Annotated in this window: 18 protein-coding genes; 4 read left to right on the forward strand and 14 right to left on the reverse strand. The window is 45.7% G+C overall.

Annotated elements, in window-relative coordinates:
* Positions 1–10 precede the first annotated feature (10 nt).
* The 14 genes from yxdM to iolA form a co-directional block, all read right to left on the reverse strand.
* Positions 11–1,879, reverse strand: coding sequence for an ABC transporter permease YxdM (gene yxdM, locus KXZ66_RS20875; RefSeq protein ID WP_129010265.1), 1,869 nt, complete (start codon positions 1,877–1,879; stop codon positions 11–13).
* Entirely contained in the window at positions 1,854–2,627 is a 774-nt protein-coding gene (gene yxdL, locus KXZ66_RS20880) for an ABC transporter ATP-binding protein YxdL (RefSeq protein WP_014115765.1), read from the reverse strand. The genes yxdM and yxdL overlap by 26 nt, the downstream gene beginning before the upstream one ends.
* Positions 2,628–2,770: 143 nt before the next feature.
* Positions 2,771–3,748: a two-component system sensor histidine kinase YxdK gene (gene yxdK, locus KXZ66_RS20885; RefSeq protein WP_021481026.1), complete on the reverse strand. Its 978-nt coding sequence runs from the start codon at positions 3,746–3,748 to the stop codon at positions 2,771–2,773.
* Positions 3,745–4,434 carry a two-component system response regulator YxdJ gene (yxdJ, locus tag KXZ66_RS20890; RefSeq protein WP_219144727.1) on the reverse strand — a complete coding sequence of 230 codons (690 nt, stop codon included), beginning with the start codon at positions 4,432–4,434 and terminating at the stop codon, positions 3,745–3,747. The genes yxdK and yxdJ overlap by 4 nt, the downstream gene beginning before the upstream one ends.
* 107 nt (positions 4,435–4,541) lie before the next feature.
* On the reverse strand, positions 4,542–5,414 hold the full coding sequence (iolJ, locus tag KXZ66_RS20895; RefSeq protein WP_014478478.1) for a 6-phospho-5-dehydro-2-deoxy-D-gluconate aldolase: 873 nt from the start codon (positions 5,412–5,414) through the stop codon (positions 4,542–4,544).
* A 20-nt stretch (positions 5,415–5,434) separates the two neighbouring features.
* Positions 5,435–6,271 carry a 2-keto-myo-inositol isomerase gene (gene iolI / locus KXZ66_RS20900; RefSeq protein WP_015483926.1) on the reverse strand — a complete coding sequence of 279 codons (837 nt, stop codon included), beginning with the start codon at positions 6,269–6,271 and terminating at the stop codon, positions 5,435–5,437.
* Positions 6,272–6,356: 85 nt separating this feature from the next.
* Positions 6,357–7,226, reverse strand: coding sequence for a sugar phosphate isomerase/epimerase family protein (locus KXZ66_RS20905; protein WP_086344514.1), 870 nt, complete (start codon positions 7,224–7,226; stop codon positions 6,357–6,359).
* A gap of 19 nt (positions 7,227–7,245) precedes the next feature.
* Positions 7,246–8,280, reverse strand: a complete 1,035-nt coding sequence (gene iolG, locus KXZ66_RS20910) for a bifunctional inositol 2-dehydrogenase/D-chiro-inositol 1-dehydrogenase (RefSeq protein ID WP_003244482.1) — start codon at positions 8,278–8,280, stop codon at positions 7,246–7,248.
* Positions 8,281–8,302: 22 nt separating this feature from the next.
* The gene (gene iolF, locus KXZ66_RS20915) at positions 8,303–9,619 is read right to left on the reverse strand and encodes a myo-inositol transporter IolF (protein WP_032725035.1); all 1,317 of its coding nucleotides are present in this window, start codon (positions 9,617–9,619) and stop codon (positions 8,303–8,305) included.
* A gap of 14 nt (positions 9,620–9,633) precedes the next feature.
* On the reverse strand, positions 9,634–10,527 hold the full coding sequence (gene iolE / locus KXZ66_RS20920; protein WP_003227062.1) for a myo-inosose-2 dehydratase: 894 nt from the start codon (positions 10,525–10,527) through the stop codon (positions 9,634–9,636).
* A 15-nt stretch (positions 10,528–10,542) separates the two neighbouring features.
* Positions 10,543–12,456 (reverse strand): 3D-(3,5/4)-trihydroxycyclohexane-1,2-dione acylhydrolase (decyclizing), encoded by a 1,914-nt coding sequence (iolD, locus tag KXZ66_RS20925; protein ID WP_003242642.1) that lies wholly within the window; start codon positions 12,454–12,456, stop codon positions 10,543–10,545.
* A gap of 32 nt (positions 12,457–12,488) precedes the next feature.
* Positions 12,489–13,466 carry a 5-dehydro-2-deoxygluconokinase gene (gene iolC, locus KXZ66_RS20930; protein ID WP_021481030.1) on the reverse strand — a complete coding sequence of 326 codons (978 nt, stop codon included), beginning with the start codon at positions 13,464–13,466 and terminating at the stop codon, positions 12,489–12,491.
* Positions 13,467–13,489: 23 nt separating this feature from the next.
* Entirely contained in the window at positions 13,490–14,305 is an 816-nt protein-coding gene (gene iolB, locus KXZ66_RS20935; protein ID WP_014478486.1) for a 5-deoxy-glucuronate isomerase, read from the reverse strand.
* 74 nt (positions 14,306–14,379) lie between these two features.
* Positions 14,380–15,843, reverse strand: a complete 1,464-nt coding sequence (iolA, locus tag KXZ66_RS20940) for a methylmalonate-semialdehyde dehydrogenase (protein ID WP_032725032.1) — start codon at positions 15,841–15,843, stop codon at positions 14,380–14,382.
* A 416-nt stretch (positions 15,844–16,259) separates the two neighbouring features.
* Between iolA and iolR the strand changes: the two genes are divergently transcribed.
* The 4 genes from iolR (at position 16,260) to KXZ66_RS20960 (ending at position 19,225) form a co-directional block, all read left to right on the forward strand.
* On the forward strand, positions 16,260–17,015 hold the full coding sequence (iolR, locus tag KXZ66_RS20945) for a myo-inositol utilization transcriptional regulator IolR (RefSeq protein WP_003227050.1): 756 nt from the start codon (positions 16,260–16,262) through the stop codon (positions 17,013–17,015).
* A 53-nt stretch (positions 17,016–17,068) separates the two neighbouring features.
* Positions 17,069–18,001: an aldo/keto reductase gene (locus tag KXZ66_RS20950; RefSeq protein ID WP_003243075.1), complete on the forward strand. Its 933-nt coding sequence runs from the start codon at positions 17,069–17,071 to the stop codon at positions 17,999–18,001.
* 261 nt (positions 18,002–18,262) lie between these two features.
* Complete coding sequence (locus KXZ66_RS20955; RefSeq protein WP_151869947.1) at positions 18,263–18,913, forward strand: hypothetical protein; 651 nt, start codon at positions 18,263–18,265, stop codon at positions 18,911–18,913.
* A gap of 3 nt (positions 18,914–18,916) precedes the next feature.
* Positions 18,917–19,225, forward strand: a complete 309-nt coding sequence (locus tag KXZ66_RS20960) for a YxcD family protein (protein ID WP_151262483.1) — start codon at positions 18,917–18,919, stop codon at positions 19,223–19,225.
* The last annotated feature ends 152 nt before the right edge of the window (positions 19,226–19,377 follow it).

Genomic DNA, 19,377 nt, shown 5'->3' on the forward strand with positions numbered 1-19,377 from the left:
TGCACTCCCCTTACTTGTTCATTTTTTTCAAATAGCTTGACCGCACCGCGAGGAAGAATAGAAGCTGAAAAATGAAAAACCCTCCGATGGTGAGACTGAGCGGCCCCGCGACATCAGAATAGCCTTCCACAGCCAATGTTCTCAAGGCAAACAGTGTATGCATGACGGCAATGACAAATGGAAAGAAGAAAAGAATCGCCAATTGTATTGTCACGCTTTGTGCCATTTCACGCTCACTCAGGCCGATTTTGGCCAGTGAACGGTAGCGCTCCCGGTCTTCATCTAAATCAGTGAACAGCCTGAAATATAAGAAACTTGCTGCCGCGACAAAGAATACAATTGCGATAAACAGGCCGATAAATAAACTCAGGCTCGGCAGCTGCACCGTATCATAGTAAGTCCCGGCTTTTGAAGCAAAATCAGAATGCACGTCGATATAATTGCCGTAAATCTCATTTTGCAAGGATTGGCTGATCTCAAGACTGTCTTTCCAATGATCATAGCTGTAACCGTATAATGACGCTTTATCACCGAGTGATTTCAGCTGATCAAAGGTTTGATCATTCACCGCGATGATGGCATTCAATGAGATCAACGGTTTTTTGACTTCTTTTACCGACAGTTTTTGATCAGACAGCTCCCCTTTTTGGTTCAGCAGCTTCAGCTGATCCGGCGCTTCGTTTTTGAAATTGCGGTCATACGTGCCCGGGAAATAGACAGCCTCATCATTTTTCAGGCCGCTCAGCTTAACATGGAAGTATTTTGATACATCCGATTTGCTGATCATGTAAACAGGGGGAACAGTTTCTCCTTCCTGATAGCGAACATAGGAAACATCTATTTTGTCTTTCTTATACGTAAAGCCGTGTGTTTTCAGTTCATGGTCAATATCTTTCAAATGAGTCTGTTCTTTTGGATTGTTGCTGTAAGATAAATACTCCATTTCATAAGCGGACTCTTCCGCTCCGACGGTCGATTTGTACATTGCGAGCACGCCTGTCGCAGTAAACGCAACCGCGGAAATAATGCTGACAATAAAGAACAGGCGGGCGTTGTCTTTTAGACGATAGACAAGGTCAGAAACCCAAATGATGTTTTTCCCGCGCAGATAAAAGGTTTTCCACTTCTTCAGCGCGCGCAGAATCCATATGCTGCTTTGGCTGAAAAAGAAATATGTTCCGATGACGGTGAGCAGTAAAATGATAAACGGTTCGGCCCCGTGGACATTGCCTTTCAGAACCATGCCGTACCCGCCGCACAGACAGGCGATGCCGAATAAGGACAGAAGCACAGACGGCTTAGGCTCCGGTTTAACCTTGCCAGTGCCCTTTATTAATTTGATAACCGTATTTGATCTGACAAAAAGGATCGTAAACTGCGATAAAAAGAAAAATAAGAGCAGAAATCCGCAGGCCGTAATACCGAGCGCTTTCCAAGGCATATACAAAGGCAGCGCGTCCATTTCTAAAATATAAGCGCCGACCGTAAAGAACGTCTTTGAAAAAATGAATCCTCCGATAATGCCGGCTGCAATTGACATGACGCCGATGATCATATTTTCCGCCGTAATGAGCTTTCTCAGCTGACCCGGCGTGATGCCCTGCATGAGCAGAATGCCGAATTCTTTATTTCTCGATTTCAAAAATGCGTTAACCGAATACAGAACAAATAAGAAAGAAAAAACAAAGATCATCCATTCCGCAGCGGTTAAGCCTTTTTTGGCGATGTTATTCAGGTAGCCTTCCTTTAATGCCGGATGAAACAAGAACATCGCAAAGGTAAAGAAAATCAAAACGGAAAAGGCGCTGCTTAAAAAGAATGCAAGATAGGCCCTTTTGTTTCTCGTGACGTTTTTATAAGCGAACTGAAGAAAGGTCATTTGCGTTTCCCCCCAGCATAGACAGCACATCGAGAATTTGTTCATAAAATACTTGGCGGTTTTCCCCGCGGTAAATCTCATTAAACAGTTCGCCGTCTTTTATAAAGATGACGCGGCGGCAGTAGCTTGCCGCAACAGGATCGTGGGTCACCATCAAAGCCGTGACATGATCATCCTGATTCAGGCTCTGCATCGTTTCCATGACGTCTTTTGACGCTTTGGAATCAAGGTTGCCCGTCGGTTCATCGGCCAGGATGAGTGACGGCTTATGAATGACCGCTCTTGCGATGGCGGCACGCTGGCGCTGTCCTCCGGATACTTCAAACGTCCGTTTGTTGAGCAGGTTTTCGATTCCGAGCTTTGCCGCGATGCCTTGCAGTTTTTCTTCCATGACAGACGGCGCTTCTTTTTCAAGCGTTAACGGCAGCATGATATTTTCACCGATCGTCAGCGTGTCCAGAAGGTTGAAATCCTGAAACACAAATCCGAGCTGCTTGCGGCGGAAATGAGCGAGCTTTGTCCGCTTCAGACGATGCGGGTTTTCTCCGTGAATCAGGATATCGCCTGAATCTGGACGGTCAATCGTTGAAATGATATTCAAAAGCGTTGTTTTTCCGGACCCGGACGGCCCCATCACCGCCGTGAACTCGCCTTCTTCTATTGAAAATGAAATTTGCTTTAAGGCTTGATAGGATACTTGTCCTTTATAGGTTTTATTTATATGTTTGACTTCAAGCATATTCGCCATGAAAATCCTCCTTATGGTTTTATTCTTGTTGATCTGGGCTGCTTTCATGTAGTGCCGGGACGTTCAACATAAAAATCCCCTTGACATAAATCCATGTTATCAAGGGGAAACAAAGCGGGCTATGTTGTTTTCTTAACGCAGCCTTACATTTTTGTAAGAAATGAAAATCGAACTGACGTCCCTTCACCGGGAGACGAGCTGATGTCCACCGTATGATTGAGCTTACCTGTAATTTCTTTGACGAGATGGAGGCCGATTCCCGTAGATTCTTGGAAACGCCGCCCGTTTTCACCGGTGTAATAAGGGTCAAACACCCGCTTGATGTCTTGTGAGGGAATCCCGACACCGTAATCTTTAACTTCAAGCACCGTCCTGTCTTCATCGCGGAAGACATTCAGCTCAAGTCTGTCACTCTTGCCTGCTGAATACTTGACCGCATTTGTGACCACTTGGCCGATCGCAAATTTGAGCCATTTGGCATCGGTGTAAATCTGATGATCATCGCAAACGTTCATTTTCGGATAAACGCGATATTGAATAAAAAATCGTTTATAGCTTTGAATAACTGATTGGAGAAGCTCGGACAGGGAAACCGCTTCAATTTTAAAATCCCTTTCAAACAGGTCGAGCCTTGAAGAATAAAGAAGCGTCTCCAGCCCGAATTCAATCTGCCGGACTTCTTTTTTGATTTGTTCAAAAACGGGCTCATCCTCTTCTTGAATGATTAAATTAATGACCGACAGCGGCGTCTTTACTTGGTGCACCCATTGATTCATATACGTCACCCGCGCGTCCAGCTTGGCTTCGGTCTCATGGAGCTTCTGGTGCTGCAGCCGGATCAGCTCCATCTGCTTTTCATACAGCTCTGAACAGAACACTGAAGAACCGAGATACGGGATATCCGTCCCTTCCTGCCCCGAGCTGAGCCAATGATACACGCCGCGGTCTTTGTACCAGCGATAGGCAAGATAGCCCGCCAAAATAAGAAGCTGCACGCCCAATATGTAAAACAAGTGAGAAAAAGAATGAAGACCCGCAAACCAGTAATAAAAGAAGACAAACAGCCCTTGAAGGAGAAAAAGCAGAATCAGCACTGCATGAGACCGGAGAAACAGCTTCATGGCTGCGCCCTCAGCTGGTAGCCTTCGCCCCGCACCGCTTCAATAGAAACAGGCGCATTCAGCTCCCGCAGTTTTTTTCTGAGCCGCGTGATATACACGTTAAGTGTATTATCATCGATGAATATGTCGGTGTCCCACGTCTTTTCCATGAGACGGTCCCGACTCGTCACCTTTTCTCCCCGCTCAAGCAGCACTTCCAAAAGCTTGCTTTCTTTTTTAGAAAGCAAGCTTTTTTCATCCTGAAAACGCAGTTCAAACCGTTCCACAAAGAGCTGAACGCCAGCATATTCAACCACTTTCTCTCCCTGCTTTGCGGCGTACTCCCCGTACGCCCTCCGGATCTGGCTTTTGATTTTCGCAAGCACAATATCATAAGAAAACGGTTTTTCGATATAATCGTCTCCCCCATTTTCAATCGCCATCACCTGATCCATTTCCCCGCTTCTGGCAGAAATAAAGATGATCGGGCTTGTGGAGTGCTGGCGGATCTGCCGGCACCAATAATATCCGTCATATGCCGGCAAATTGATATCAAGCAGCACCACATCGGGCTTTTCCCGCAAAAAGACATCAAGAACAGCTGTAAAATCCGCGGCGACCACTGTTTGATATCCGTATTTTTCAAGGTAATTCTGCAATAGTCCGCGAATGTCTTCACTGTCTTCCACAATCATGATTTTATTCAAACTGAACCACTCCCGTTTCTTACACTGCTGCCATCATCATAATCGTTTTGGGCGTATGGACGCAACACCGCACAAAAAAACCGCCATCAAGGCGGTTTCTGGTCTCTTTAGCCGACCTGCTGCTTAGCTGCTTTACCGGCTGATCCGAACTCTCTCATTTTGCTTCGCACTGTCTCTTCCACGGCTTCAATGCCGGGTGTCAAATAGCCGCGCGGTTCGTACAGATCGCTGTTTTCCTGGAACATGCGGCGTGTTTCGTCTGTCCACGCTACCATACATTCCGTATTGATATTGATCTTCGCGTGGCCGAGCGTGATGGCTTTTTTGATCTGATCCTGCGGAATCCCGGATGCCCCGTGAAGAACGAGGGGAATATCAGTCATGCGGGAGATAGCCTCCATTTCCTTAAATCCGAGATTCGGCTCACCCTGATATTTGCCGTGTACAGAGCCGAGGGCGGCGGCCAGCGCGTCGATATTGGTTTCTTTGACGATCCGCTCACATTCCGTGATATCGGCATAGCAGACCCCGCCGACCAGTCCGTCTTCCATTCCGCCGACCGTGCCGACTTCGGCTTCTACTGATACGCCGTGTTTTGCGGCATAATCGGTGACTTCTTTTGTCATTGCGATATTCTCGTCAATCGGCTGATGGGAGCCGTCAATCATCACTGAGCTGAATCCGGCATCAATGGCCTGTCTGCAGCGTTCCGCACTACTGCCGTGATCGAGATGAAGCACGACCGGAACGGTAATTGCCATGTCCTCTATTAACGCCCCTACCATGGCGGCAATCGTTTTAAATCCGCCTAAATAGTCGACCAGGCGATCGGAAGCCGCGGCGATGACCGGTGATTGCTCCTTTTGCGCCGCCTGCAAAATCGCCTTCGTCCATTGCAGGCCGTTGATATTAAACTGGCCAATTGCATATTGCTCCCGCTTTGCATCTTCAAGAAGCTCTTTCATCGATACAAAAGCCATGTCCACCCCTCCTTTATCCATTACATGCTGAAGTATTTTGATACGACGTCCACTGTTGTTTTTTTCGCTGTTTGAATGGCTTCCTCAGCAGTCAGCTTATAGTATTCAGGCCGGAAGAGCTCAACCGATACAACATCAGAGAAGCCAATTTCCTTCAGTGCTGATAAGTGGGCATCTAAGTCAATTGCCCCTTGTCCCGGCCATACACGATCCTCATCTGTTAAAAAGCCGATTGGGAAATCTTCTGTATCATCAATATGATAGATGAAGATTTTCTTTCCGTCCGCCTGCTTTAAGCTCTCAATATTTGAACCCATTGCATGGAAGTGAAAACTGTCAAGGACAAGCCCGACATTGTCACGGTTAACTGTGTTTACGATCTCATACGCCTGTTCAAACGTATTGACCGTACATTGCGGATGGCCGACAAATTCAAGCGCGATTTTTACGCCGTACGGCTCCGCGATATCTGACAGCTCAGTCAGCACGTCTACACTGCTCTTTTTGATCTCTTCTTTTACAATCTTCTGCTCTGTCACAAGCGGAACGGCCACCACATATTTCACACCGAGGGTTTTGCATGTTTCCATCATGCCTTTAAATTCAGTGATGATCTCGTTGTGGCCCTTTTCATCACGGTTGTTGAAGAAAACAAGCGCGTTTAAAGCAAGCGGTTTGATGTGATGGGTTTGAAAATATTCCGCAAGATCTGCCAATGAATGATCTTTTAAGTACTCGGGCAGCTTATCCATTGTGCGGATTTCAATATAATCATAGCCGTGCTTTTCGCATAGTTCTAAATCCTGTTTAAGGTTTGAGTTTTCCAATGTTGTCGCTTCATTAAAACAAAGTTTCATGCCAGACTCCCCCATCTGCGTTTTAGATATGAAGGGAGTTCGGCAGGAAGGCTGTCGCCATATCCCGCCGAACTCCATGCTCAGCTTATGCCAGACCTAATTCTTCTTTCATTTTCTTAAGCATAAATCGGCTTGATTCATCCGCTCTTTCATCGACCCAAGCAAATACGGCATTCGTCGCAATTCCGTCGAACTTCATCTCTCTCAGTTTTCTGAAAATCGTATCAAAATCAACCTCGCCTTGGCCAATGTCCAAATGCTGGTGAACCGTTACTTTCGCGTCAGGCGGATTGACGATGTAGCGAAGGCCATGAGCCGCTTTATGATTATAGGTATCTGCAAATAAAACATGTGTGAGGCGGTCGCCGGCTTCGTCAAACATGGTCTCGATGTCGCCTTTGCCGTCATCATAGAAGAACGTGTGCGCAGTCGAGTAGACAAGATTGATCCAATCCTTGTCAAGCGCGCGGATCATATCCATCGCACCTTTGTGCGTTTCGATAAAATCGTATGGGTGGGCTTGAAGATTGAGTTTCACGCCTTCTTTTTCAAAGACTGGCAGAAGCTCATCCATGGATTTGATAAATTTTTCTTCACTTGTTAAAGGATCATATTTCGAACCGCTGAATTCGCTGTTCATCAAATCCACTTCAAGTTCAACCGCAATTTCGATTGCCCGTTTCCAATTGCGCACTGCTGCCTGCCGGCGGTCTTCATCGGGTCCCGCCCAGTGGTAAAGAGGAAGAAGCGATGAAAGCTTAACACCTGTATCTCTTAAAAGACGCTTTAATTGTTTGATCTTTGCTGAATCGACTTTCGGATATTTATAAAACGGGCAAAAATCCTCGCGCGGCGATAATTCGATATATTCATAGCCGAGCTCTGCCGTTTTATAGACCATTTCCTCTAAAGTTAAATCATCACGATACATGGATGGATCCAATGCTAATTTCATATTTTCACTCCTCTGTTTTTTAGTTTTGAACTGTTGTAAAAGATTGATAGAATTCCGGTTTTTCCTTCAATTCAACCTTTTCTTTTTGTCCAGATTCCTGGGCTTTTACACACGCGTCAGTCGTGACAGCAGCAATATAGCCGTCCCATGCCGTCGGTCCGCTGACCTCGCCTTTCTTTTGAATCGAATCAATAAAGTCTTGGATTTCCACATCATACGCAGCGACAAAGCGTCTCTGCCAATCCATCAAAATATCAGTGCTGAATCTGCCTTCTTTTCTCAAGCTGATGCTTGATGGTTCAGGAAGCTTGATGATGCCGTCTTCTCCGACGATTTCACATTGAATGTCATAGCCGTATTTACAGTTCACATAGATTTCAGCATTGATGACGATACCGCCTTTTGTTTCAATCACAACGATTTGCGGATCTTTTAAATGCGGCAGCGCGTTTTTCGATTTTTTCGGGTAGATGACTTGAACGGACTCGTAGTCATCGTTGACGAGCCAGTGCAGTACATCAATTTCATGAACAAGTGTGTCGACTACGGCCATATCGGTTGTGTAGTTATCTCCTACAGTCGGGTTGCGGTGCGCGCAGTGAATCATAAGCGGTTCGCCAATCACATGGTTATCGAGTGCTTCCTTCAGCTGTACGTAACCGCTGTCATAACGGCGCATGAAGCCGACTTGAACAAGGCGTTTGCCCACTTTGATTTCTTCTTCGACAATGCGCATGCATCCTTCAGCCGTTGTCGCGAGCGGTTTTTCACAGAACACATATTTCTGGGCTTTAATGGCTTTCAGCACGCTTGACTCATGCGCAGGCCCCCAGCTTGTCACTAAAACAGCGTCTACATTTTCGTCTGCAAGCAAGCTGTCATCATTCGGATAAACCGTCGCGTTTAATTGGTATTGCTCAACGACCTTTTGTGCAGCTTCTTGATTAACATCCGTTACAGCTACGATTTCCGCGCCTGACAGCTTGTTCGTGATGCGGTTAATATGTTCTTTTCCGATTGCTCCAGTTCCAATTACGCCAATACGTAAACTCATTGACAGCCACTCCTTCTGTTGGTTACATGATTTTGCTTTCTGTTCCTTGCTTTACTTGGCTCTGAGGAGACCCGTAGAGTTCCTCTTGAATTTGTTCAAGCGACTTGCCAGACGTATTCGGCGCAAAGAGCAGCCCGATGATCATACTGGCCGTCACACATCCGAGAAGAATTGCAGCCATCGTTCCAATGCCGAAATTGGTGATAATCATTGGGACAAACAGACTCCAAATCCCTATTGAAATACGGACAAGAAAAAACATCAGCCCTTGTGCGGAAGCACGATATTGCGTAGGAAAGATTTCACTGGCCCATAACTGATAGTTCGCTTGCTGCCCTGCTCCGTTATTGATGCCGATCACGACAATAAACAGGAGCAGAATCGGCAGGCCTTCAACTGGCAGCAGAAACAGTGTCCACCCAATCACCGCCATGAAAGCGGCGATTCCAAATACGGTTTTTCTATATTTGTCGGCAAAGGGCATGAAGATCAAGGCGACCCCCAATCCTGTGAAGATAAACAGCCCCATTTGCAAAAGGTTGGCCATGTTGGCAGATACACCGCCGACCTGCTGATAAATGTATGGCATAAAGAAGCCCATGACCCCGGCAGCTAAGTTCCAAACCAAGTACACACCCATCAAAAACAATATGCTTTTTAGATACATAGGCTTGAGCAAATCAAAATACGATGTCTTATTCAGTACAGCCGGCTTCTCTGCCTGAGCATCCTCCGGCTGATTTTTTGTCTGCCAGGCGTCTGATTCCGGAAGCCTGATTCTCAGGATGTACGTAATCAGCGCAATCACAAGCAGATGGGCAAATACGATTTTATTCCCCAAGAGTCCCAAGTCACCGGCCAGTACGGAGAGGAGCAGTACAACGACAGCGCCCGCGGCCCAAGCGACTTGTGCTACGCCGCAATGCCTGGCCCGATTCTTCTTTGGCGCATTTTCCGCAATAATGGTCCATGACGCGGTTATATCAGCTCCTACTGATAAACCGATAATGATGTAACCGCTTAACAACATGGGGAAATTAACCCCGAACAAAACCAAACAAATCCCTAGTGCATAAACCAGCATACTATTGGTATAAACAGCCTTCCGTCCGACTTTATCAGCCAGAAACCCGCCAAGCAGTGCGCCGACAGCGGCAGAAATCGCATTTGCGCTCAGCGCGCCGAGCAGCCCGATTTGTGTATCGGATAGCTTAAGGTAACTGACCCATAATGATAAACCGGCGGAGCCTGCCACAATTGAACCGGCATCAATATAGTTGGCCAATGCTGCCGCGATTGTCCGTTTATTGAAGGCTGAATCTCCATTGGTATTGCCCATATGTTTATTCCCCATTAAGCCAGATCCAACAACTGCTGATCAATATAGTTTCTCGCAATCAATGCATACTCCAGCGGGTTTGCAACATCGGGGTCTTGTTCAGCTTCAATGACAATCCATCCGGAATAACTGTGCTTCAACAGCAGCTGATATACTTCTCTAAAGTCAATGCAGCCGTCACCGGGAACCGTAAACATGCCTTTTAAAAATGATTGCCGGAACGATTGTCCTTCGAGCCTGCATTGTTCCATGACATTCAGGCGGGCATCCTTAAAGTGCACATGCTTAATGCGGCCGATATGCTTCTCAAGCATCCCCATGTAATCGCCGTCAGAAATATACGCATGGCCTGTATCATAGAGGAGGTGTACATGCGCAGGGTCTGTTCCTGCCATCAGGCGGTCCACTTCTTCCGCTGTTTGGACACCAGTGCCGAGATGATGATGATAGACAAGCTTCAAGCCATGCTGAGCGGCAATTTCGCCAAGGTGATTCAGCCCTTCGCAAAGCCGCTCCCATTCATCATCCGTAAAGTGCGGCTTCTCTGTGAACACGTTTTTCTCCAAGCTTTGCACGCTGTACGTTTGTTCAGAGACAACTGCGACATCCGCGTTTACTTGCTGCAAATACTCACAATGCAGGGTAAATGTCTTTGCCGCTTCACCAAGTCCGTCACGCAAAATAAAACTGCTGAACCATTTTCCTGCAATGCGTAAATTCCGAAGCTTCAGCTCTTTGTTCAGGATGGCAGGTTCGGGGAAAAAGCCCCCGACCTCCGTGCCTTGAAAACGTGCGACAACGATATCACTTAACAAATGCTGAAGTGTATTTCCCGCTCCAATTTCAGGCATGTCATCATTCCGCCACCCAATGGGAGCGATTCCCCACAGGATTTCATTTTTGCCCATCTTGGTGCCTCCCCTCTAATACTGCTTCGCAGATTCCAGCTTTTTCTCTTTTGCTTCGTATGCCTTCTGAACGCTTTCTTGTTCAGATACCTCTGCCACCCCGACATGCCACCAGCTGTCATAGCCGTCCGTCATTGTTTTAGGCAGCACCTTCATTTCAATTAATGTTGATACATCCTGTTTCTTCGCATCCTCTAACGCCGCTTTTAATTCTTCTACTGTGTTTGCGCGGTAGGTTTTCGCGCCGTATCCCTCAGCGACTTTCGCGTAATCGACATTCAGGATTTGGTTGTCATCTGTGCGGAACTCGCAATAGTAGCTGCCGCTGCCGTGATCCATTTGCAGGTTGTTGATGCATCCGAATCCTGAGTTGTCAAAGAGCAGCACATTGATTTTCTTGTTGTACTGAATCGCCGTGATCAATTCAGAATGAAGCATCAGGAAGCTGCCGTCTCCGACGATTGAATACACTTCTCTGTCAGGGTGGGCCAGTTTAAGACCGAGTGTCCCGGACACTTCATAGCCCATGCAAGAATATCCATACTCCAGGTGATACGTATTCGGAACATTAGAATGCCACAGACGCTGCAAATCTCCTGGGAGTGAGCCTGCTGAACAGATGATGACGCTGTCTTCAGGAATCGTCTCGTTGATTGTCAGCAATGCCGTTGTTTGCGGAAGCTCCGTATTCAACGCGTCAGCATATTCATTCAGGACCTCTTGAGAAAAGTGATTTTTGATTTCCGGATCAAATGCTTCCCGCTTAAACGTCACTTTGCTGAGACGCTCGCGTTCAGCTAGCCATTCGTCCTTCAGCTCCCGGATCGTTGTGCCGAACTCGCTCTCATAGCCTTCAAGCAAGCCGTGCAGTTTGCCAAGCGTCACTTTCGCATCCGCCACCACTTGGAATGCATCAAGTTTATACGCCTGCATTCGGCTGACGTTAATGTTCAAAAACTTCGCTTTATCAAAATCAAAAGCGGTCTTAGAGGATGTCGCAAAATCTGTATACCTTGTGCCGATGCCGATAATCAAATCAGCTTGGCGGGCCGCTTTGTTTGCCGCAAGTGTACCTGTGATGCCCATTCCGCCAAGGTTGTTCGCAAAATCTGCCTCAACGGTAGACTTTCCTGCCTGCGTTTCAACTAACGGAATGTTATAGGCTTCAGAAATGGCAACCAATTCATCGCGCGCACCGGAATATTTTGCGCCTCCGCCGACGAGAATCACAGGTTTTTTGCTGGATTTAATCAGCTCCGCCGCACCTTGAAGCTCGCGCTCGCTCGGCTGCATGCGATCAATATAGTGAACCCGTTTGACGAAGAAACTTTCATCAAAATCGTATGCTTCCCCTTCAACATCCTGAGAAATACAAATCGTTGCCGGACCTGCTTTTGCCGGATCAGTCATGACTTCAAACGCGCGCAGCAAACTGCTCATCAGCTGCTCAGGGCGCGTAATGCGGTCCCAGTATCTCGATACAGGTTTCAATGCATCGTTTGTCGTAATCGCCGCGCTGTATTCTTGCTCCATTTGCTGCAGTACAGGGTCTGGCTGTCTTGTCGCAAATGTGTCTGCCGGAATCAAGAGAACTGGGATATTGTTTGCCAATGCAGTGCCGGCTGCCGCCACCAAGTTAGCCGCTCCTGGTCCGACGGATGTAGACACTGCATATATTTTTCTTCTCAGCATTTGCTTGCTGTACGCCATGGCCGCATGCGCCATTCCTTGTTCATTTTTCCCTTGATAGACTTTCAAATGGCCTGCATCCTGCTCAAGCGCTTGCCCGATCCCTAATACGTTTCCATGACCGAAAATTGTGAAAATCCCTTCGACAAAAGGCTCTTCCTTTCCATCAACATGGATGTACTGCTGGTTTAAGAATTTAATCAGCGCCTGTGCTGTTGTTAAGCGAATTTTCTTACCCACAAACGATCCCACCTTTACTCGATCTTTTTCAATTATGACTGTGCTTCAATAAGCTGTACGATTTCTTCCGCAGTCGGCATCGCTTCTGACGAACTGTGCTTGCTCACCACAATGGAAGCTGAAGCACTGCCGTATTTCAATGCCGTTTCAATGTCTTTTCCGCTGACAAGGCCATAGATAAAGGCTGACGCATAGGAGTCACCAGCTCCAAAGGTTTTCAGCACTTTTGTCTTGTACGCTTGGGCGCGGAATACCTCGCCGGATTTGCTGTATGCGTAAGAGCCTTCGACGCCGTGTTTGATGACAACGAGGTCGGCTGAATGGCCAAATAAATGATTGACGGATTCTTCATTGCTTCCGCCTGTGCGGTTTTCCATCACATCAAATTCATCGCGTGTGCCGATGACGATATCAGACTGCTCGGCAACCAAAGAATAATAAACGGCTGTTTCATCTGATGACTGCCACGTATACGGGCGGTAATCCAGTTCGAACACCACTTTAACCTGATGCATCTTCGCGTATTGAACAGCTTTTAATACCGCTTCCCGTGACGGGCTTTTGGCGAGCGCTGTCCCGGAAACAAGCAGCATTTTCGCATTTGCGATATAGTCCTCGCTTACCTCTGAAGGCTCAAGATAAAGATCCGCCACATCATCGCGATACATTAAAATGCTGCATTCTTCAGGGCTGAGGATTTCTGTAAATGCAAGGCCTGCTTTGTGTCCATCTTGATCAACAACCATCTGTGTTGTATCAACGCCGGTCTTTCTCATATAGGACTCTATGAATCTTCCATGCTGGTCATCCGGAATTTTGCCGATGAAGCCCGCTTTTAAGCCAAGCTTCGCGCTGCCGATCGCGATATTCGCAGGTGAACCGCCGACGTATTTGGAAAATGTCATCGTCTCTTCCATTGGGCGGTTGTATTCGACTGCGTTCAGGTCAATACATGCCCGGCCGATGGCAATAATGTCAAAAGCCTTCTCTTCATTGAATGTATACTTCATCGTAAACAGCCACTCCTCACTTGTTAGCGTTCTAAAATCCACTCATGCGCCGGGTCGTTATGAAACTTCCATTTTCGCGTCGGCCCTGCCATGACATTTAAATAGTAGGATGTGTATCCGTCCGGAACGCCTACCGGGTGGTATCCCGCAGGAACGATGACAACGTTTTCATTTTCCACAGTCATTGTCTCGTCAATAGAACGGTCATCTGTGTATACGCGCTGAAATACAAAGCCCTGTCCCGGGTCTAACTCATGGTAGTACGTTTCTTCTAAGAAAGATTCTTCCGGCAAGTTGTCTTGGTCATGTTTGTGAGGCGGGTAGCTGGACCAGTTGCCGCTGTCTGTATAGACTTCAACTACTAATAGACTGTTAGCTGAAGGGTCTGAATCCGGAAGAATGTTATGAACAGTACGTTTGTTTGAAAATTGCCCGCGATGCTCAATTCCGTTGTCTTCCGCTTTGATCAGCTTTGTCGGAAGCTGCTTTTCCGATGGAGAATAGCAAAGCGCCACTCTTGCGTCGCTGACCGCTGTGATCTCAAATGCACGGTCATTTGACATATAGACGCTGTCTGTCGGTTTTCGTTCAAATACGCTTTCACGCGTGCCGATATTCTCAAAAGTCGACTCATGATCTGTCACTGTAATTTTTCCCGTTACCGCCACAATACAGATTTCTTGTTTTTTCAATTCTTCTGTATAGCTTGAACCTGATGCAAGATCTAACACTTTAAACTCTACATAAGTGAGATCAGAGTTGGATGTCGTTACTTCGTGCACGAGTTTGACCCCATTAGACACTTCATGCGACTGCGGCTTACGCAACAAATAACTCATAGTGAAGCCCTCCTCTTTCTATTGGCAGAATGAGTCCGAACAGCGCACATGGACGCCGTTCGGCTGTTCATCGTTTAGTTGAAATCAGGTGCCGGATATCTTGCCGTTACCACTTTTTTACGTGTATAGAAGTCGACGCTGTCTTTTCCGTTCGCATGCAGCGTTCCAAAGAATGAAGATTTCCAGCCTGAGAATGGGAAGAACGCCATTGGAGCCGGCACCCCAAGGTTGATTCCTAGCATTCCCGCATCAATGTTTTCACGGAAGTAGCGGATTGCGTTTGAGTTGGATGTGAACAAGCAGGCGCCGTTCGCAAACTCAGACTTATTGGCGATTTCAATCGCTTCTTTCAGGTTTTTCACACGAATGACAGATAAGACCGGAGCGAAAATTTCATCTTTCCAGATCGTCATCTCTGTTGTGACATTGTCAAAGATCGTCGGGCCGACAAAGTAGCCGTCGTCTGACACATTTTCACGTCCGTCACATACGAGTCTGGCACCTTCTTCAAGACCTTTTTCGATATAGCTGAGCGTGCGCTTCTTGTTGTCTTCGCGAATCACCGGTCCTAAGAACACGCCGTCATCAAGGCCATTACCGATTTTAATGTCCGCCACTTTTTCCTGCAGCTTCGCCATAAATTCATCGGCGATTCCTTCTTCAACTGTCACAACCGCACAAGCCATGCAGCGTTCACCGGCAGAACCGAAGGCAGCTCCAACGATGTTTGTGACCGTGTCTTCAAGATTCGCATCGTTCAAGACAATCGTATGGTTTTTCGCGCCAGTCAGAGATTGAACGCGTTTTAAGTTTTCGCTTCCTTTTTTGTAGACGTATTCGCCTACTGGCTTGGAGCCTACAAATGAAATTGCTTTAATTTCGGGATGCTCAAGGATGCCGTTCACAACGTCATGCGCACCGTATACGACGTTGAACACCCCTTTCGGAAGGCCCGCTTTTTCAAAAAGCTCAACCAATTTCTCTGTTAACAGCGGAGTCCGCTCAGATGGCTTTAAAATAAATGTGTTGCCGAGCGCGATCGCCATCGGGAACATCCAGCAAGGAACCATCATCGGGAAGTTGAATGGCGCGATTCCGCCGACAACTCCGATTGGGTAACGGTAGTTCGCCGCTTCAACGTCCGTTGCGATGGAAGCAAGTGAGTCACCCATCATCAGGGAAGGTGCTCCAGCGGCGAACTCTACGTTTTCAATCCCGCGTCCCACTTCACCTAAAGCTTCTTTCGTGTTTTTTCCGTTTTCAATGGTAATTAGATGAGCCAGTTCTTCTTTATGCTGAGACAACAGCTGCTGAAAGTTAAATAGAATTCTGGCACGGCGCGGAACCGCCACCTTTGACCATGTTTTAAATGCTTCAGCCGCCGTTTGCGCTGCGTAATCAATATCCTCTTGTGTAGAAATCGGCACTTGGCATAGTACTTCTTTCGTCGCCGGATTGACGACATCTTCATATTGATCTGTTTTGCTTTCAACCCATTCACCGTTGATGTAGTTTTTTAATTTTCTGATTTCTGCCATTCTTATTGCCTCCTTCATTAGTAAACACATACACTTGTATGGATGGTTCCGGATAGATTCATATCAATATCCACTTTTCAGCAAGCCAAGAATTAAACGCTTTCAAAAAAACCAAAAAAATAAATGGCGGATGCATATTTACATACAAGCAACCATTTCATGCACAACAGGTTACTTTTTGGTCATTTCTTGGTTATATTCTAATCGCATAATACCCATAAGTCAATCATAAACACTAAATTTTTTCATTATTTTTATTATATTAATCTTTTAATCAAGTAAGAGAGGTAAGAGAAGCCCGTCGAACCTTGCAAAAGATATACACCGATGTTATCATTTTTTAAGCAACTATTGATTAACTTTTGGTTTTCATTATATATTTATGTTACGTAAAGATTCAAGAAGGAGTTTTTAATATGAAACTGATGCGGATTCAGGAAATGGAGGAGTACATTTTATCGCATGGCACTGTTTCCTTAGATGAGCTGTGCCAGGTGTTCAATGTCTCCAAAAACACAGTCAGACGTGATATCAACAAGCTTACAGAAAAGGGTGCGATTGAAAAAGTATACGGCGGCGTAACATCTATTGAAAAAACCGCATTAGTTCCTTTTGAAAATCGCACCATTCAGCACCAGGATGAAAAAACAAAAATCGCCCATTATGCTTCCCGATTTATTGAAGATCACGATTTGGTCTTCATTGATTCAGGAACGACGACAAAGTCTATTCTTGATACGCTTGATCCAGCCAAAAATGTCACCATCTTAACCAACAGTTTAGACATTATCAATGCGGCGTCAGCTTTGAAGAATATCAACTTAATCATTATCGGAAACAACTATAAGAGAAAAACCCGCTCCTTTGTCGGCATGGACGACCCGGCTATGCTTGATAAGTACAATATCAACAAAGCCTTTATGTCTGCTACCGGAACGACGCTGACACACGGATTGACCAATTCGGACCTGCTGGAGTATGAAATTAAAAAGAGGATTTCGGAAAAAGCAAAAGAAGTGTATCTATTGGCTGACCATTCTAAATTCGGAAAATCAACGCTTCTGACGTATGCACCGTTTGACAGGCTGCATTGCATTGTGACCTCTCAGCCATTAGACGACGAGTACACGCAGTACTGCAATGAGCATCAAATCGGCATTCATCTGGCCTAACGTTTACAATAGTGTTGAGAGTCTATCATCCATTTTATTCTAGGAGGCAGATCATGAAAAAAGCGAAGCTCGGAAAATCAGACTTGCAGGTATTCCCTATCGGATTAGGAACAAATGCTGTCGGAGGACATAACCTCTACCCGAACCTAAATGAAGAAACCGGAAAAGAATTGGTGCGCGAGGCGATCCGTAATGGCGTGACAATGTTAGACACCGCTTACATTTACGGGATCGGCCGTTCCGAAGAATTAATTGGTGAAGTGCTGCGTGAATTCAACCGTGAAGATGTTGTCATCGCGACAAAAGCCGCTCACAGAAAACAAGGCAATGACTTTGTCTTTGATAATTCACCAGATTTTCTTAAAAAATCAGTTGATGAAAGCCTGAAGCGCTTGAATACCGATTATATCGATTTGTTCTACATTCACTTCCCTGACGAACATACGCCTAAGGATGAAGCCGTTAACGCGCTGAATGAGATGAAGAAAGCCGGAAAAATCCGTTCCATCGGTGTATCCAACTTCTCTTTAGAGCAATTGAAAGAAGCAAACAAAGACGGTTTGGTAGATGTATTGCAAGGCGAATACAACCTGTTAAACCGTGAAGCGGAAAAAACATTCTTCCCGTATACGAAGGAGCATAATATTTCATTTATCCCTTACTTCCCGCTCGTATCAGGTTTATTGGCAGGAAAGTATACAGAAGATACAACGTTCCCAGAAGGCGACCTGCGAAACGAACAGGAACACTTCAAGGGTGAGCGTTTCAAAGAAAATATCAGAAAGGTCAACAAGCTTGCGCCGATTGCCGAAAAACACAACGTGGATATCCCTCACATCGTATTGGCCTGGTATTTAGCAAGACCGGAAATTGATATTTTAATCCCGGGAGCAAAACGTGCCGATCAGCTGATTGATAACATCAAAACAGCCGACGTGACGCTTTCTCAAGAGGATATTTCATTTATTGATAAGCTGTTCGCATAAGAAGAAAGCAGCCTTCTCCAATGGAGAAGGCTGTTTTTTTGTGCGATAAATTCCTAAATAACTGATTTTGAAGCAAAACCTTACAAAATGAGCCATAAATCCGATAAAATAAAGGTAGTTTATCTCAGAAAGAAAGTGATTGAGAAAGCAAAAGTATGAAACGTTCATATCATCTAGCTCATATGAAATAAAGCTGACCCAGCTTCTTTTATTTGCTGGTCAGAATAGCGGACCGTTTCGATGGTCTATGGAGGAAACAGAATGAAACTTAAATATGTAAAAGCCTTAGTTGCAGTAACCGTTGCTTTAGGTGTACTGCTGCCATCAACGATTTCTCATGCAAAGAGCTTTAGCGGCCGCTCATCATCTAGTTACAGCAGCCGAAGTTCAAGCTCGTCATACAGCGGAAGCTATAAATCAAGCCCGAAATCAAGCTACAGCTCAGGATCAAGCTCTTCTAGCAAAAAATCCAAGACGTCTGACGATTCATCATCATCGATTTCGCTTAAAAAGAAGCCTTCGGAAAAGGCAAGCTCATCAAGCTCTAAAAAATCGTCAGGGACCTTTTCCGGCGCTACATCAAAAGTAAGCGGAAAGACATACAGCGGAAAAACGTCTAAAGCTTATGTTGGCGGACGTTATGTTTCAGTCAATCATTACTATCACGCAGGTTTCGCGCCATCAGGATGGTTTGGATATTATAGCGGATTTACAATGGGTATGTTCATGATCAGCATGATGCACCCATGGGGTTACACCTATCATCCAGTCGGAGGCCCAGGCTATGTTTCGTATGGCGCTTCACCCATTGCCTGGATCGTTGATATCATTGCTTTGATCATTATTTTAATCATTGTCATCGCATTGATTCGCGCATTTAAAGCACCGAAGACGTATAGAAGGAGATTTTAGGCAATGAGATTAATATTAAATGAGCAAGAAATTGTAGACGGAATTTGCGTGTATATTTCTAATGAAGAAGATATCTACCCTGAAGACGTTGAAGTAAAAGAACTATCGTACAACAAGCGTACAGGGTTCTTCGCTGAAGCTACATTTGGCCTGCACCACAAGCAGCTTATGTCAGATGACATTTCAGAAGGCATTATTCAGTTCTTAGAGGAATACCACAACTTCAATCCGGACGTTACCGTCGTTGAATTGCAATTTGATAAGAAAAAAGGCTTCTCCGCCTTGGTTCTCGTCAACGAAGCAGAAGAATAAAAATGTCTTAATCAAACCTTACTCCGCGCGGGTAAGGTTTTTTATAATGGTTTCTCTGAGCATAAAGTTATTTCGTTTTTCCTAAACTCAGCGGATCTGTGATCATCTCTTTTGGCTTTAATGTTTCCGTTTTTTCAAAACAAATGTTTCAA

The sequence above is a fragment of the Bacillus sp. LJBS17 genome, assembly GCF_019334685.1.
Taxonomy (GTDB): domain Bacteria; phylum Bacillota; class Bacilli; order Bacillales; family Bacillaceae; genus Bacillus; species Bacillus subtilis.